This window comes from Prevotella veroralis DSM 19559 = JCM 6290, assembly GCF_000377625.1.
Taxonomy (GTDB): domain Bacteria; phylum Bacteroidota; class Bacteroidia; order Bacteroidales; family Bacteroidaceae; genus Prevotella; species Prevotella veroralis.
In genome coordinates, this window is record NZ_KB898325.1 from 1 (window position 1) to 15,742 (window position 15,742).

The 15,742-nt window shown below is 42.4% G+C and carries 13 protein-coding genes; 5 read left to right on the forward strand and 8 right to left on the reverse strand.

The genetic code is table 11. From position 1 onward, the window contains the following. The first annotated feature begins 90 nt into the window (after window positions 1–90). Together D464_RS0100005 and D464_RS0100010 are read left to right on the forward strand one after the other, a co-directional pair. A complete protein-coding gene (locus D464_RS0100005; protein WP_004384745.1) occupies window positions 91–522 on the forward strand; it encodes a plasmid mobilization protein in 432 nt (143 codons plus the stop codon). After that, window positions 506–1,567: a relaxase/mobilization nuclease domain-containing protein gene (locus D464_RS0100010; protein ID WP_026284590.1), complete on the forward strand. Its 1,062-nt coding sequence runs from the start codon at window positions 506–508 to the stop codon at window positions 1,565–1,567. Before D464_RS0100005 ends, D464_RS0100010 begins: the two co-directional genes overlap by 17 nt. A 587-nt stretch (window positions 1,568–2,154) precedes the next feature. Here the strand turns inward: D464_RS0100010 and D464_RS0100015 are convergent. The 5 genes from D464_RS0100015 to D464_RS0100035 all read right to left on the reverse strand — a co-directional run bounded on the left by D464_RS0100015 (window position 2,155) and on the right by D464_RS0100035 (window position 8,308). After that, entirely contained in the window at window positions 2,155–4,131 is a 1,977-nt protein-coding gene (locus D464_RS0100015) for a carboxylesterase/lipase family protein (protein WP_018909584.1), read from the reverse strand. A 132-nt stretch (window positions 4,132–4,263) separates the two neighbouring features. Continuing rightward, window positions 4,264–5,271, reverse strand: coding sequence for a lysylphosphatidylglycerol synthase transmembrane domain-containing protein (locus D464_RS0100020; RefSeq protein WP_018909585.1), 1,008 nt, complete (start codon window positions 5,269–5,271; stop codon window positions 4,264–4,266). A 36-nt stretch (window positions 5,272–5,307) separates the two neighbouring features. Continuing rightward, the gene (locus tag D464_RS0100025; protein WP_024985731.1) at window positions 5,308–6,438 is read right to left on the reverse strand and encodes a PdxA family dehydrogenase; all 1,131 of its coding nucleotides are present in this window, start codon (window positions 6,436–6,438) and stop codon (window positions 5,308–5,310) included. A gap of 40 nt (window positions 6,439–6,478) precedes the next feature. Then, the gene (rlmN, locus tag D464_RS0100030) at window positions 6,479–7,519 is read right to left on the reverse strand and encodes a 23S rRNA (adenine(2503)-C(2))-methyltransferase RlmN (RefSeq protein ID WP_018909587.1); all 1,041 of its coding nucleotides are present in this window, start codon (window positions 7,517–7,519) and stop codon (window positions 6,479–6,481) included. Between the two features lie 360 nt (window positions 7,520–7,879). Continuing rightward, on the reverse strand, window positions 7,880–8,308 hold the full coding sequence (locus D464_RS0100035; RefSeq protein WP_018909588.1) for a DUF6078 family protein: 429 nt from the start codon (window positions 8,306–8,308) through the stop codon (window positions 7,880–7,882). A gap of 449 nt (window positions 8,309–8,757) precedes the next feature. Between D464_RS0100035 and D464_RS0100040 the strand changes: the two genes are divergently transcribed. Together D464_RS0100040 and D464_RS0100045 are read left to right on the forward strand one after the other, a co-directional pair. Further along, complete coding sequence (locus D464_RS0100040; RefSeq protein ID WP_004382601.1) at window positions 8,758–9,306, forward strand: glutathione peroxidase; 549 nt, start codon at window positions 8,758–8,760, stop codon at window positions 9,304–9,306. Window positions 9,307–9,404: 98 nt separating this feature from the next. Then, window positions 9,405–9,716: an MGMT family protein gene (locus tag D464_RS0100045; RefSeq protein ID WP_004382603.1), complete on the forward strand. Its 312-nt coding sequence runs from the start codon at window positions 9,405–9,407 to the stop codon at window positions 9,714–9,716. A gap of 42 nt (window positions 9,717–9,758) precedes the next feature. Here the strand turns inward: D464_RS0100045 and D464_RS0100050 are convergent, their stop codons facing one another. From D464_RS0100050 to D464_RS0100060, 3 genes are read right to left on the reverse strand one after another with little or no spacing between them, the layout of a single operon-like run. Further along, window positions 9,759–10,709, reverse strand: a complete 951-nt coding sequence (locus D464_RS0100050) for a cation diffusion facilitator family transporter (protein ID WP_018909589.1) — start codon at window positions 10,707–10,709, stop codon at window positions 9,759–9,761. 35 nt (window positions 10,710–10,744) lie between these two features. Further along, a complete protein-coding gene (locus tag D464_RS0100055) occupies window positions 10,745–11,557 on the reverse strand; it encodes a hypothetical protein (RefSeq protein ID WP_024985732.1) in 813 nt (270 codons plus the stop codon). A 25-nt stretch (window positions 11,558–11,582) separates the two neighbouring features. Continuing rightward, on the reverse strand, window positions 11,583–11,852 hold the full coding sequence (locus D464_RS0100060; RefSeq protein WP_004382605.1) for a hypothetical protein: 270 nt from the start codon (window positions 11,850–11,852) through the stop codon (window positions 11,583–11,585). A 139-nt stretch (window positions 11,853–11,991) separates the two neighbouring features. On the opposite strand from D464_RS0100060, the gene D464_RS12875 reads away from it, so the two are divergent. Next, entirely contained in the window at window positions 11,992–15,726 is a 3,735-nt protein-coding gene (locus tag D464_RS12875; RefSeq protein WP_018909591.1) for a DUF4922 domain-containing protein, read from the forward strand. The last annotated feature ends 16 nt before the right edge of the window (window positions 15,727–15,742 follow it).

Consider the following 15,742-nt stretch of genomic DNA (forward strand, 5'->3'; position numbering starts at 1 on the left):
TCGGGGAGATTAGACCGTAATCACTCCGTTCTCATCGGTCAGCGTTCGGAAATTAAGCAAGATTGAAAACAAAGAAAAGAGGACTTTTATATGAACAGATATGATAGCAGAACTGCCAAATGGCAGCAACGAGGTAAAGAAGAAGCGAGGATGAACAAGACGGAGTTCATCAAGGTAAGATGCACCTTAGAGGAAAAGCAGCGCATCAAGTCAAAGGCGGAAAGCACAAGACGGAAGTTCTCAGACTACTGCCGTGAAATACTCCTTAATGGAGAAGTGGTTGCCATTCCTAAGATGACGGACAATGAGAGAGAAGCCATTGCCATTCTCCAGCATACGGGCAGGTTCTATGGGCAGATTTCCAACCTTATTAAAGTCAAGGATGAGAGATGGGTACATATCACACAGAACCTTTCGCTATGTGCCAAAGAAGCATTTAAGCGATTTTACGACCCGCATTTTCGTGTGGACGACGAAATATATAAGGTCTTAAATATGTCAAGAGATGATAGGAAAATGTAAGGCGATAGCGCATGGCAGTACGGCTTTGGATTATATTTTCAGAGAGGGAAAGCTCGGTAATCGGCTTACCTTCCACAATCTTTGCAGCAGAGAACCGAAAGCAATCTATGAGGAAATGAAAGTGGTCAGCGACTATAATAGCCGTTGCAGGAACAAGTTCCTCCGCATTGAAATCGGTATAGCACCTCAGGATGAGAAGAAACTACCCGTATCTGAACTCATGCGGATAGCCCATTTGTTTGCCAAACGAATAGGACTTGACAACCACCAATGGGTGGCAGTAACGCACAAGGACACCGACAACAGACACATTCACATCATCGCCAACCGCATCAGTCTGTACGGAGAAGTCTATGATACCACCTTTGTGAGCAATAGGGCAGCGAGAGTGGCGGAGGAAATAAGCAGAGAGGAAAACTTGACTATCGCAAAGGAGGTCAAAACAGACAAGAAATACCAAAAGGAAAAATCTAACCCAACGAGAGAGCAAACAAAGAAAGAGGTGCAACAAATCTGTTATGCCCTGCTTGACAAGTACAAAGGAACAGGCATCACGGGACACTCCATGTTCCTCTATGAGCTGAATAAGAACGGCATCGCCATAGATCGCATGAAGAACAAGCAAGGTAATGTCTATGGCTTAAAGTTCTCATGCGCAGGGCAATCCTTCAAGGCTTCCGAAATTGGTAGGGAGTTCGGCTACCATTCCTTGCAGAAAAACTTTGAAACAACAAACAAGGAAGAATCAAGGAAACCACATCTAACAGTACAAGAGCCGACAGAAAGGAAAGAACAACCTGATAAAGGTTACCAACTTGTACCTCCAAGCTGTTCCTCTATCTCACGAGCCAATGACACACCACAAGTGCAGAACTCCATTGGTGCAGTGGCAGACACCATCGTTGGTGCAGCCGATGAACTGATGGAAGGGTTAGGCGATTTGATTACACCAACCGCACAGGGCAATGACTATGCCGAAGCTGCGTGGCAGCGCAAACTCAGAAACCAAGCGAACAGAAAGAAGAAAAGAGGAAGAGGTATATAACCCACAGCCAAACAGCCAGTCAAAAGTGCAGAAAGTGCAGAAACAGGAATACTTCATCAAAAACGCTTGTTATTCGGTAACAAAGTATTATCTTTGCAAACAGAATAACAAGCGTTCTTTGTTAGGTAGAATACAGCGACTTGAAGTAGTTCGCTCGTTTCCAAATCGTTACCTATTTACTTTTACCAACAAGGTAACTTCTTTATTTTCAATTAGATACATTTTAACAATTATCTTCGTCTGTATAATTAGTTATACACGTTTGTATAAAGTCCTAATGCTTATATCATAAGCATCCGACTTATAGAAGCGATTGGCTGTAGTTGTAAGTAAGGATACGTTGTTCAGGAGCTTTGCAGACATGCGCAAAGGCTAATAGATTCTCATAGTAATAGGTTAATACCTTGTTTGGGTATTAAGAGTAATGAATCCTATGATATAATAAGGAGAAAGAGTTTGGGAATAAGTTAACGTGAGTTCGACGAACTCACGTTAAATAGCAATCATCATAGTAGGATTGTCCCACCCACCTTGACGTTAAATAGCAAATAAAATGGGGCTTATCCGAACTCATGATAACAGCACAACTATATATTGTTGGACTTATTTTCTTTCTTTTTTCTCATTAGTTTGCGTATATACAAACCTACCAAGACTACGAAGGCAATACCACCATTAATACCACCTACAAGCTTTCTTACAAATGGCACGTTGTATGACACAGCAACATTCCGTCCGTTAAAATGGTATTTATTGATATCATTCATCAGCTTACGCTGGTTTGCAAGCGGATCGTTCTCCATACGGCATTTGCTGCCGAGTATCATTGTCGGATGATTAGCAGTATTGTATTCGCTCCATGTCAAACCGATGATGCTCGGATTGCCCGTCTTAGCAAAGTTCACCCACATCTGCTGAACCTGCTTTGACAATTCGGGGTTAATGCTATCGCCAATATAAACAGGCTCGTTTAGATTACCAAAGACGTAGGCAAGTTCTACGGTATGGCATGCCCCGTAATGAGGTTTAGATGATGGATACGTCCAATAATAGACAAACGTCTTTCCTCCACTATTGGCATGGCTTTCAGCCATAGCTATCATCGGTATGCGGAACATCGTTTCATTAAAAAATTCAGTATACTTCCACGTGTCTGCCATGTCGAGACCGTCCATGAACGTCTTTACTTTTTCTTTATCCGCATCGCTCAATTTAGCAAAGTAGTTCTCGTAGATTACAGGCATACCTATCTTGTAGGGCAAAAGACCGCCGACCTCACCAATCCAATAACGCGCCTCATCTTTGTTGCTACCCATGAGCATATCAATATCTTTTGCAGCACCGTTGGCATACGCCTCATACAAATTTTTTGGCACGTTGATACCATCGCGCTTAGGAAAATTGTTCCAAGTATTAAGGTCTTTGTTCAGTTCTTTAAGCTTAGCTGGACTTAATGCCAAAAGATCTTTCATGTTTTTGGCTCCACTTTTCTTCATCAGCATCTCAGTAAGATGCTGGCATTCATCCGTACTATAAGTGGACGCAATAGATCCACTTTGAGCTATGACACGCTTGAACAACCCTTTTGCCACAGGCATTAAAGGGAGCAATGATACACAACCACCGCCTGCAGATTCACCAAAAATTGTTACATTGTTAGGATCACCACCAAAATGAGAGATATTCTGTCTCACCCATTTCAATGCGGTTACCTGATCAAGCAAACCAAGATTACCACTCTCACGGTAAGCCTCTCCTCCCTTTACCTTTGAAAAATCTATGAAACCATAAAGCCCAGTACGATAGTTAATAGTTACAAGTACCACATCAGGATGTGCTTTGACAAGGTTATAACCATTGTACAAGGGGTCTACACTACCTCCCCAACCATACGACCCACCATGGATGAACACCATAACAGGCTTTTCTTTATCTACCACTCTGTCGCTTGTCCACACATTAAGATAAAGACAATCCTCACTCTGTAGGTAGAAGGAAGAAAGCTCAGAATCAGCTTCTGACTGGACTGAAGACTTTCCGAAATAATATGCCTCATAAATTCCACTATCTGCTGGAGCTAACTGTGAAGGCTTCCACCTTCCAGATTTAGAAGGCTGAATAGAATATGGTATACCCTTAAATGACTTGACGTCATTACTATCAAGACCAACAAACGTACCATTTGAACATCTTACTGACGGCTTAGAATCTGGCAACGAAGTAAGTTTCTTGTTCTCACCATACATTTTCAGCATACGCTCCTTAGCCGCTTCACTATTATCACTTGAACATGATGCAATTAGGACAATTACCGCCAAGAGTAACATGGCGGTCGTAATCATTGATATAATACGATGTAATGTTTTACCCATAACAACTAAATAAAGTTTATCAATAAAATATCTAACTTCTTTCTCACTACCATTTGTTATTTGGCTTGGTAAAGATAGTGGATTGTTTCCATTCCTGCTATCCTTTTGGGGATAAACTTTCTTCTTCCACACTCTTTTCTGTGTGCCTTGCTCGAAGTGAACGACCTGTGGAACCTTGTATCCAATGCTCATGTGCGGTCAGCAATATTTGTGGAAGTGAATGTATCTCCATTGTCTTGAAGTCTCTTGTTGTTCAGGAGCTTTGCAGACATGCGCAAAGGCTAATAGATTCTCATAGTAATAGATTAATACCTTGTTTGGGTATTAGGAGTTCTTTGAGTTCTTAGTTTCTAGTTTGATAAGCAACAAGCCAATAGCAGTCCATATCAACTCTCGGATGCGGACAATCAGGGCGACGAAGATACCAGCACTGGTACCAAGTCCTAAGCCAGTAACCGACATGAGGAATCCGCCTTCGCGTCCGCCCAGTTGCAAAGGCATAAAGAAGAGCATGTTGGCAAATAACGAAGTGAAAGCTAGAATGAGGATGCAATCGAAGTAATTGACGCTTGGCATGAGAACCAATAGAATGAAGAAGATTTCTAAGGCACTACAGATTCTGCAGGACAGCTCCAATAGAACCGCGGTAAAGAACATGCGTGGGTTTTGGTTATGGAGTGATGCAATCTGTTGGTCGATGTTATCGAGTTCTTCTTTATGTTTATTGATGAAAGGTTCTGCCCACTTCTTAATGAACGGGATGTGTCGCACGATACTCATCACACGTACGGCAAGTCCTTTCTTATAGCCTGTCAAGAAGAACCATATTGCTGCTATACAAAAGATTCCAGTAACGCTAAGCATTGTGCCCATCAATAGATTGACGGGTTGAGTAAACAGGTAAAGGAATATTGATAGAAACCAAAACCAGAAGTGACTGAATATGTGTGTCATAGCATATAGCACAACAGATGATGTGGCATGCTCAACTCCTATCTTCGGTGTTAGTTCCATGATACGATAAGGTTCACCTCCCATCAATCCGCCAGGCGTTGCGTAGTTAAGTGCAAAGCCAGAGACTGTCACTTTGTAAAGCCAATGAAAGGAAACACGTTGCTGTTCAGTATTTTCTTTCGTTTGGCTTTTTATGATGACATACCATGCCGATGTATTAAACAGATATAGAACAGCCCATAGTGCAATGACGGCAAAGAACCAGTAACCAGCATGCTGTAAATTACGCCAGACATCAGCAAAGTCGAGTTGAGTAATCATAATGACTAACACGACTAAGCCGAACCCAAAGAATATATTCTGATGCTTTTTACTCATGAGTCTATGGATGGAGTTCTATCTGTTGGATAGATATTATCCTCGCTTCTCTTCGTGTCGCTCGCTATGTGGAGTGCGGTCTTCTCGCTTATGAGGGTTTGCGAAACGCGCCTTATCACTCTCATCACGCTTCTCCTTATAGAGCTTTGGCAGCGGATGAACTTGCGCCTCGTCATACTCTGCACGATTGCGGAAGATGTCTATCGCAAGGTAGATGGCATGGCGGAAAGCCTGCTCGTTGGCAACGCCTTGCCCTGCAATCGCGAGGCTATTAGGTATCTCTGCGGATGTACGAACGAGTGACATTCCTGATGTATAGTTGATTCCTTGGAAGTCAGAGAGTGTGCGGAAGGGTGATAAACCTTGTTCGTAATACATTGCCAAAATGCCATCAAACTCTTGATAATCGCCATTACTGAAGAAGGTATCGGCAGCATACGGACCAAAGACCTGTATATCCTTTTCCACGAGTTCGTTGATAGCGGGCATGATAATCTCTTCTTCCTCCGAACCTAACAAGCCATTGTCGCCCGCCTTAGGGTTCAATCCCAATATGGCAATGCGTGGGCAAGAGATTCGGAAGTCGCGGCGCAAGCTCTGGAAGAGTGCTTCAGCCTTGTTCGCAATGCTCTCTTTTGAGATAGATTCGGGCACTTGACGGAGTGGAAGATTACGTGTTGCCAGTGCCACACGCAGTCCTTCGTTGATAAAGATAGACAATCCGTGCCCTTCAGTCTCTAAGTGATCTTCTATGTAACGGCTTTGCCCACTGAAATGGAACTTGTCGTTATTATCAATAGGAGCAGTCACTAACACGTCGAATAAGCCTTGACGATAATCCTCAAGCGCCTTATCTACAGCTTTCAATCCTGCTTCGCCCGATTCCTCGGAAGCAACACCTAACTCAATCTTTATCTCTTCATCGAAGACAGGGAGTAAGTTCAATCGTCCTTCTTTAGCCTCACTTGCATCCTTAATAATCGTGAAGTTAGCTTCAATTCCTAATGCGTTGCGATGATAGGTAGCCACCTTTGGCGACCCATAGATAATGGGTGTGCATAGCTCCAGCATGTCTGGTTCAGAAAAGGTCTTGAATATCAACTCATATCCAACACCGTTTGTATCTCCGTGTGTGATAGCTACGCGGACTCTTTTATTCTCGTTCATATATGTATATCTTGTATAGTTTTCTATTGTCTCAATCCTCTTATCGTCTCTCTTCAGCAATCTTCTTGGCTGTAGAAAGTAATCCACAGGCGGCAAAGATGTCTTGACCACGACTCGCACGAATGGTCGTAAAGACTCCATGTTGCGTTAGATAGTTCCTGAATTGTTCCATCTTGTGGTCGTCAACTCCATGCAAAGGTATGTTGGGAATAGGGTGGAATCGAATCAGATTTACCCTACATTCTAGACCCCTAACGAGCTTAACAATCGCCTTAGCATGCTCTTCAGAGTCATTGACTCCCTTAAATACTATGTATTCAAAAGATAACCGACGCTGGTGCGAAAAGTCATAGTTACTTAGCAATTCAACGATACTCTCAATCGACATTCCTCGCTCGGCAGGCATCAATTCCGACCGTTGTTCATGCAGAGGAGAGTGCATACTGATTGCCACATGACAATTACTTTCTTCCAAGAACCGCTTTAACTTCCCCTTGATTCCTACACTACTTACGGTGATTCTCTTAGGCGACCACGCATAACCAAAGTCAGCTGTCAGCACCTCAGTAGTACGTAAAACGTTATCGAGATTGTCCATTGGTTCGCCCTGACCCATGAACACTATGTTGGTCAGTTTGTCACGTTCTGGGAGGGAATATATTTGGTTAAGGATATCAGTTGCACTCAAATTCCCCTCAAAACCCTGCTTACCTGTTTGGCAGAAGAGGCAATTCATCTTACAACCAATCTGTGAAGACACACAGAGTGTGGCACGATCTTCTTCTGGGATATATACTGTTTCAACAAATCTCCCACTATCTGTAGGGAATAAATACTTGATTGTTCCGTCCTTAGAATGTTGAGCATCAATAGGTTCTTTACAGCCTATCTCATATTCAGCAGCAAGTTTCTCGCGGTTCGCCTTAGAGATATTTGTCATCTCATCAATGCTCTTCACCTGTTGTGAATAAAGCCATTTCGCTATCTGACCACCTGTAAATGCAGGCATCCCCAACGCCTTCGCAACCTCTTTCAGTTCGCCAAGTGTCATTCCTAACAGATACTTCTTTGCTGTTCCCATCCTTGTTCTCAATGTTTTATTGCCTGCAAAGATAACGAAAAAAAGGCTAAATCCGTGTTCTTTTTGTGCATAAGTTATCTATCTCTCTACAATCTACTTCGATTGAAAATGGTGAGATGAAGCACGAAACGGATAATGAAGTCCAGTGTAACGAGACACTGTTTCGTTAGCAAAAAACAAGGAAGAGCAAAGAAGAAAAGCCTATTCTCAAACGCAGAAAGACATCTACAGGATTTCTCCAAGTGCTTTGTAATACCTCTCCAAGTGCTTTGTAATGGTTCTCCAAGCCTTTTGTAATAATCCTGTAAATGCTGAACTGCAAGTAAACGAGTGGAGAAGTTTACGAGTAAACGACTTAATCTACCAGTCAAATTCATCCTTATAGCTATCGAAAGTGGCTCCATCTTCATAGCCAAAGTCCTTGAACACGCTGTTAATAAACGCTTGTTCGGCTGGAGGAATAGGTTTTTCTCCGTTCCTCCTAAGGTAATAGGAACCATTACCATAGTGCGAAATGAGTTGGCGACGAATACTTGCTACATCTGTGGCAAGCACTTTGTCGAATGAATATCTCATGCCATACGCCATGCGAACGACCTTATCTGGCTGGTAATAAGTGCAGTTGTCCGCCTTATTTACAGCAGGATTGACACACTTAATAAGCCTGTCTTTGCACACTTCGGCGTTTGCGACGAGTCGATGTAAGCAGGTTTTGCCCTTCTTACACTCGGTATTATAACATAAAAGATAGTGCTCTGGTGCCCCTTGATAATCATTCTTGTTCTTCATCTTATCAGTTGTTTAGAGATAAATTAATAGTTATCTATTGCTTTCTAATGAGTCATTAGACGTGCTGAATGCAAAGATACGAAATTCTATTCAGCTATAACTGTATCTGTAATGATAATTTTCTCGGGTTGAGTTTATTTTGTTAAGGTGGCTTAATGAGGCTTTATTTCGATGAAGAACATGCGAAATTATGTTAAAGATAAGCGCCAATCGCCTGCGATATAAATTATTCTTCCTACCTTTGCAATACCAAAAGAGAGAGGTAACTCTCCTTTGTGTAGTGAATATTTGATGATAGATAATAACGTTAGAAAGGCAGAGGCATGACACCGACGATGGTGGGAGCCACAAGAGGTGACATGCCTTTTCTAACAACTTTCGCATTGAAAAGGAACGACACAAACATTTATTAGAGTAAACAACATTATAAACATAAAAGTAAAAGAGTTATGGCAACAGTTTATGACTTCAATTTGAAAGATAAAAAAGGTAATGAGGTTAGCCTCGAAACATATAAGGGTAAGGTTCTTCTTATCGTTAATACTGCTACTGGTTGTGGCTTCACTCCACAGTATGAAGACTTAGAAGCTATGTATCGAAGCCTGAAGGATAAGGGTTTGGAAATCCTTGATGTTCCTTGCGATCAGTTCGGTCACCAGGCACCGGGTACTGATGAAGAGATACATGAGTTCTGCACGGCTAAGTTCGGGACTGACTTTCCACAGTTCAAGAAGAGTGATGTAAACGGAGCAAACGAACTTCCTCTTTACACATGGTTGAAGAGTCAGAAGGGTTATGATGGTGGTGCTTACGAGGAGAAGTTGGCTGCTATCATGGAAGACTTGTACAACAAGGCTAACTCGGAACCGCGTAAACAGAACGATATACAGTGGAACTTCACTAAGTTCTTGGTAAATCGTGAGGGCGAGGTAGTGGCTCGCTTCGAACCAACTGTTGATTGCAAGGAGGTTCAAAAAGCTGTTGAAGCTGAACTCTAAAGCACTGACACGTAAGTTGAATATATTGAAGGATGGTCGTGACAAGGTCTCTCTGTCGACCATCTTTCTTGTTTTTCTGATGCTAATGATGGTGAGGAATGGCTGTTGATATAGCTGCATTTCGCAAAGGAGTATATGAAGTTGTAGCATCGATTCCGTCAGGAAGGGTGTTAAGCTATGGTAAGATTGCGTGGCTCTTGGGCTATCCTCGTCATGCACGATTGGTGGGAAGGATGCTACATAATGCTGGCGAAGCGGAGAAACTACCTTGTCATAGGGTGGTGAACAGTGCTGGGAGGACTGCTCCTGATTGGGCGGAACAACGGCAGTTACTCGAGTCAGAAGGTATTACCTTTCGATCAAATGGATGTGTAGATATGAAGAAATGGCAATGGAAACTATATGAATAGTTCTCATTGCCATTGCTTTTTTATGGTCGACAAGTTGATGTTTTAGCGAGTAGGATGTGCGCTGTCGTAATCCTCTTGATAGTTGTCAGTTTCGATATAAATATAAATCTTATAGCTTGGAAAGGCTGCACGTATGGTACGCTCAATGTCGTTGACAATTTCAGGTGAGTGTACTTCACACTCGTCTTTGATATCCACCTTTGCCGTGACAAGTATGTCTGTCGGACTGAGATGGATTGTTTTTATATTGATGAGCTTACTGATGTCATCTCTATTAAAAGCCTCATTGATACGGGCAAGATCCTTTTTTGTAACGCTTTCTCCAATCAACAGACTATAAAACTCACGTGCCAATAAGAGCGCAGCAAGGCAGAGTAGCACACCGATAAGCACACCTGAGAGTGCATCATAGAATGGATTGCCTGTGAAATGACTAAGAAGTGTACCTGTCAAAGCAATCAACAAGCCCACGACAGCACACGTATCCTCGGCAAAGATGATGAGAATTTCACTGTGACGGCTCTCTCTCAAGAAGCGATAAAGGGGCAAATTGTCTTTGTTTAGTTCGTTGATTTCCTTGAAGGCAACGCGCAGGCTGATACTTTCCACAATCAATCCGAAGACGAGAATACCCATGACTAGCCATGTGTTCTCCACACTGTGCTCTGGATGAAACAGCTTTTCCGTAGCCTCCATGATACCTAAAGCACCTCCCGCAAAGAACAACATCATCGCAACTACCATGCTATAGAAGTACTTTGCACGTGCTTGTCCAAATGGATGTTGGTCTGTTTGCTTTGCTTCCGCTTGTTTATTACCTACGAGTAAGAGTATTTCATTACCGCAATCCACAATACTGTGGATCGATTCATTAAGCATTGCGGCTGATCCGGAGACTGCAAAACCAACGAACTTAGATATCGCTACAAGTACATTTGCACCCAAAGCGGCGATAACACTCACCATTCCTCCCTTGTTATTATCCTTTTCCATATTTTGTATTAAGCCTTTTCTTTAGTGATGATTGCTTACCAAATGTATTCTATTTCAAGTTTAGAATCAACCTTTTTCTTATTCTTCTTGATAGAAGTTGTTACCTCTGTGCTGTGAACAGGACGCCCTTTCCTGTCATAATCTGATGTTATTTGAATGGTATATGAACATCCTTGGGGATCTTTCGGGAGCTTATATCCTTCCATATCTCCCTCTGGGATCATGCCCATATAACCCAATGTGATGAAAGGTAGAGGAACTTGTCCTGTGCTGCCAAACAGGTGTAAGTACCGAAAATCGTAGCATGTGGATTGCTTCTTAGGCTTTCGATAGGTCGTTTTAACGTTTTTGTTTGATATTTGTGTACCTTTCCATTGAAAGTCCCAACGTACAGAACCACACTTAACGTTGGGTTCATCACGACAAATCAACCTACGTTGCTTATCGTAAGTATATCTCCAACCAGCAGGATCAGAGCTTGTCTCAATGATTAAACCATCTTTTAAGATAAAGTAAACATCTGGATGTTCTTTCGTCTGTGGGTTCATTTCATTATAACGGATAGTATCACCAACATACGTAAATGTACAATCGTGCAGACTATCTGTGCCCCATCTTTCTAGGACGGGTTGCCCTTTTGTATTGCAATAATAGCTTATGGTGTCTCTTGTTTTGCCTTGATTGGCTGTTGACTCATCATAGATAACTGTTAAGTAATGGTGCAGTTGCTCACCATGAAATGTTATGTTTTCTTGGATACCATTGTGTGCAGAAGTGCATGAGAGCATTATACTGAAAGGAATAATGCATCCCAAAGAGTATTGGAAAGCCTTTCTTACATTCATCATGATGGTTATGTTTGTTAGTAAGTTGTTACTTCTTCGCAGCCTTTTGAGCCTCTTTTACCATCTTCAAACGCTCCTCGTAGTAAGGACGCCACTTGTTAATCATAGCCTGAAGATCCTTACTTCGTTGTTCAAGTGTGTGATATTCCTCTGTGTCCGTTAGGTTGAGTTTACTCATTGTTAGCATTTGTTGCAACATAAGTCTTTGTTGTTCGTCAGCTTGATGCAGCTGATTTCCCAACTTCTCAAGCTGCTCCATGAATGCTAATGCACGATCAATATGATTCTCCTTATCCATTCTTACCTTTATTATATACCATGTTTAATGGTCGCAAAGTTACGTAAAAAGATGGATAATTATTGCTTTTAAAAGATTGAATATAGGTGTAATAAAGGAATTTGTATTATCTTTGCATACTAGAAAACAATACATTCAGATGGAAAAGAACAAAAAGATAAGTTGCTTCTTAGCCTATAGTTCGAGTGAAACAATGGCTTCATTGATGGCTCAACTACCTATGGGGAAAGGAGAGATAGTTGATCAAGTGTTTTTCTTAGCGGCACAGTCTGTTGCTGTAGAAGGCATACCTGGACAGGCAAAAGTGTTGCAGGGAACAGGCTTAATAGCGTCAGACATGATGCTGTTGATGGCCAAGTCCACAGAAGCAGACTATGTTTTGTTCTATATGAAGTCAAGTCCTTTGACCTTAGGTTACCATGCTTTGGAACGCATGATACAAGCGGCTGAACAGACAGGAGCGGCTATGGTCTATGCAGATCATTACTCCGTTGAGGATGGAAAGACGCAGAAACATCCTGTAATCGACTATCAGTTGGGTAGTATTAGGGATGATTTCGACTTTGGATCAGTAGTTCTTCTAAATGGAAAGATGCTGCGGAAATATGCAGAAGAGCGTCAATCAGAACATTATAAATATGCAGGTTGGTATGACTTGCGCCTGTTCTTGAGTCGACAAGGAAGTATTTTCCACCTGAATGAATACCTATACACAGAAGAGGAAGACGATCTTCGTGCGAGTGGAGAGAAGCAGTTTGACTATGTAAACCCACGTAATCGAGAGGTACAAATTGAGATGGAGCAAGCTGCAACACGCCATCTTGCAGCCATCGGAGCCTTGGTTGACACGCAACGTTATGCTCAACCCGACTTCACGAAAGGTGATTTCCCTGTTGAGGCTTCGGTGATTATCCCTGTTTATAATCGTGAGAAGACTGTGAAAGATGCTGTTGTTTCGGCTCTCTCACAGGTTACTGATTTCCCATTTAACGTCATTGTGGTGGATAATCATTCAACAGATAAGACTACAGAGATACTTAGTTCTTTGGCAACGGATGCCCGATTGGTACACCTCATACCCTCACGAACAGATCTCGGGATAGGTGGTTGCTGGAATTATGCTATCAATGACGAACATTGTGGACGCTTTGCCGTACAGCTGGATAGTGATGATCTCTATTCGTCAGAACGTACATTGCAAACCATAGTTAATGCCTTTCATGAGCAGAAAGCAGCAATGATTGTGGGGTCGTATCGTATGTGTGACTTTGATTTAAACACCTTACCTCCGGGCTTGATAAGCCATAGTGAGTGGACAGAAAACAATGGTTGTAACAACGCATTACGTATCAATGGACTTGGAGCTCCGCGTGCTTTCTTTACGCCACTAGCCCGACAAGTGCAGTTTCCAAACACTAGTTATGGTGAAGATTACGCCATGGGATTGGCTTTCAGTCGCTCTTTTCGTATTGGAAGAATCTATGATGAACTTTATCTCTGCCGTCGTTGGGGGGGGAATAGTGATGCTGTTCTGAGCTTAGAGAGGCTTAATACCAACAATACATACAAGGATCAGCTGCGTACAATGGAGTTACTTGCACGCAAACAACAGAACGATAGCGTAGAGAAAGGGCTTTACGATTTTTTTCATAAGCAGCTGAACCAATGGAAAGAAGTACAGACTCGATTTGAGGAGTTGGCTAATGTGCAGACACGTGAGGTGGGTTCAGCCCTCGCGCAATACAATCCTGCACGCATGGTAAGCACTGGGGCGAAGATAGATAAGGCTTCCCTTGTGAAACGTCCTTGTTTCCTTTGTGCTAAGAACCGCCCTTCTGTACAGATAGGATTGCCTTTTCATCATGATTTCGATATCTTAGTCAATCCTTTCCCCATCCTTCCTGTGCACTTCACAATACCTGCTTGCAAGCACCAAGCACAGTCTATAGCCACAAACTATGGTCAGGTGCATCGCTTGTTGAGCTTATATCCACATCTGATGGTGTTTTATAATGGTCCAAAGTGTGGTGCCAGTGCTCCTGATCATTTGCATTTTCAGGCAGGGACAAGCGGTATCTTACCCATACAAAAGCATTGGAAAGCATTGTGGAGGACATCTAAACCATTGTTGACATTGGATAATAGGGATGGAATCTATGTGATAGAAGATTATATCTGTCCAGCTTTTGCTATTGTGAGCCACGATGAGGAACATGATACACAGTTGTTCCAAACAATCTATAAAGCCCTCCCTTTGAAAGAAGATGAGACCGAACCGATGATGAACATCGTGTCTTGGCGAGATGAGGAACGCTTTATCTCTGTCGTTTTCCCACGTCAGAAGCATCGTCCAGCATGCTATTCTGCAGAAGGAGAAGCCCAATACTTGGTGAGTCCCGGTAGTTTGGATATGGGTGGCTTACTCATTCTTCCACGTCAAACAGACTTTGAAAGAATGACTGCAGAACGTGCCGAAGCCATCTTGCAGGAGGTTTCTTTATCAAAAGAGGCGATGGATAAGGTTGTTAAGAACATATCATTGGCTAATCAGAAAGCAGAACCAGAAGTTTCTGTAGGCGTTGTCAGTGCAGAAAAGATACATTTCCAATTAAATAATGAATACACTCTTGATGATCAAGAGGTGATTGGTGAACAACTTGTTGAGTATTCCCAAGGTAAGATAAGATGGAAGGGTGCCTATTACGAAGAACTCCTTTTCACTCCAAAGAGTGCCGATTCATCCTTCACATTGGCTGATGTTACCATTGGAGTAAACTTCCATTGGGAACGAAAAGAGGCTCAGACATTCCTCGGGCAGCTGCATCTTATCATTGACGAAGGCAAGATTGTGGCAATAAACAAGCTCCCCGTTGAGCGTTACTTAGCCAGTGTTATATCCAGTGAGATGAGTGCTACCTCCTCATTAGAGCTTTTGAAGGCACATGCAGTTATCTCCCGCAGTTGGTTGTTGGCGCAGATAGAGAAGCGGAAAGATATTGCTAACAATCGAAAGAGTGCCACTTCGGCTATGATCGAAACACCCGAAGAGCTGGTAAGATGGTTTGATAGAGAAGATCATAAGCTCTTTGATGTTTGTGCCGATGACCATTGTCAACGTTACCAAGGTATCACGAAAGCTACAAGTCCACATGTGGAGGAAGCCATCAAGGCAACTCGTGGACAAGTATTGATGGCTGGTAACGAGATATGTGACGCCCGTTTCAGCAAATGTTGTGGTGGAGTAACGGAGGAGTATCAGTATTGTTGGGAGAATCTAAGTAAGTCTTATCTGCTTGCAGTTGTTGATAAAGCTCCTTTAGGGACTACTCCAAGTATAGACTTAACCAATGAATCTCATGCTCGAGAATGGATATTGTCTTCTCCAGAGGCATTCTGTAATACGCATGATATGGCAGTTTTGAGTCAAGTACTCAATAATTACGACCAAGAGACGCATGACTTTTATCGTTGGAAGGTGAACTTCTGCCAAACAGAGCTTGCCGAGTTAATATGCAGAAAGACGGGTATTGACTTTGGAAAGATTGTTGATTTGCAACCATTAGAGCGTGGAAAGAGTGGGAGAATCAGTCGTTTAAAGATTGTTGGAACTAAGTATAGTCGTATTATTTGTAAAGAGTTAGAAGTAAGACGCACGTTGAGTGAAACTCATTTGTATAGTTCTGCCTTCGTTGTAGAGCGTAGCCATATAGAGAACGGAGTGCCACAACATTTCCAACTCATTGGTGCGGGCTGGGGACATGGCGTTGGGCTGTGCCAGATAGGAGCTGCCGTAATGGGGGAGAAGGGCTATAAGTATGATACGATACTCCATCATTATTACAAGAATACAATGATAGAAACCCTATATATATAAGGTGTAGAGAGTAAGA

What these genes read in the sequence shown, in the direction of transcription:
- D464_RS0100020 (WP_018909585.1), bottom strand. Translation starts at nt 5,271, where the DNA reads ATGAGTAAAAAGCATCAGAATATATTCTTTGGGTTCGGCTTAGTCGTG.
- D464_RS0100015 (WP_018909584.1), bottom strand. Translation starts at nt 4,131, where the DNA reads ATGAGCATTGGATACAAGGTTCCACAGGTCGTTCACTTCGAGCAAGGC.
- D464_RS0100050 (WP_018909589.1), bottom strand. Translation starts at nt 10,709, where the DNA reads ATGGAAAAGGATAATAACAAGGGAGGAATGGTGAGTGTTATCGCCGCT.
- D464_RS12875 (WP_018909591.1), top strand. Translation starts at nt 11,992, where the DNA reads ATGGAAAAGAACAAAAAGATAAGTTGCTTCTTAGCCTATAGTTCGAGT.
- rlmN (WP_018909587.1), bottom strand. Translation starts at nt 7,519, where the DNA reads ATGGGAACAGCAAAGAAGTATCTGTTAGGAATGACACTTGGCGAACTG.
- D464_RS0100005 (WP_004384745.1), top strand. Translation starts at nt 91, where the DNA reads ATGAACAGATATGATAGCAGAACTGCCAAATGGCAGCAACGAGGTAAA.
- D464_RS0100025 (WP_024985731.1), bottom strand. Translation starts at nt 6,438, where the DNA reads ATGAACGAGAATAAAAGAGTCCGCGTAGCTATCACACACGGAGATACA.
- D464_RS0100035 (WP_018909588.1), bottom strand. Translation starts at nt 8,308, where the DNA reads ATGAAGAACAAGAATGATTATCAAGGGGCACCAGAGCACTATCTTTTA.
- D464_RS0100045 (WP_004382603.1), top strand. Translation starts at nt 9,405, where the DNA reads ATGGCTGTTGATATAGCTGCATTTCGCAAAGGAGTATATGAAGTTGTA.
- D464_RS0100040 (WP_004382601.1), top strand. Translation starts at nt 8,758, where the DNA reads ATGGCAACAGTTTATGACTTCAATTTGAAAGATAAAAAAGGTAATGAG.
- D464_RS0100060 (WP_004382605.1), bottom strand. Translation starts at nt 11,852, where the DNA reads ATGGATAAGGAGAATCATATTGATCGTGCATTAGCATTCATGGAGCAG.
- D464_RS0100010 (WP_026284590.1), top strand. Translation starts at nt 506, where the DNA reads ATGATAGGAAAATGTAAGGCGATAGCGCATGGCAGTACGGCTTTGGAT.
- D464_RS0100055 (WP_024985732.1), bottom strand. Translation starts at nt 11,557, where the DNA reads ATGATGAATGTAAGAAAGGCTTTCCAATACTCTTTGGGATGCATTATT.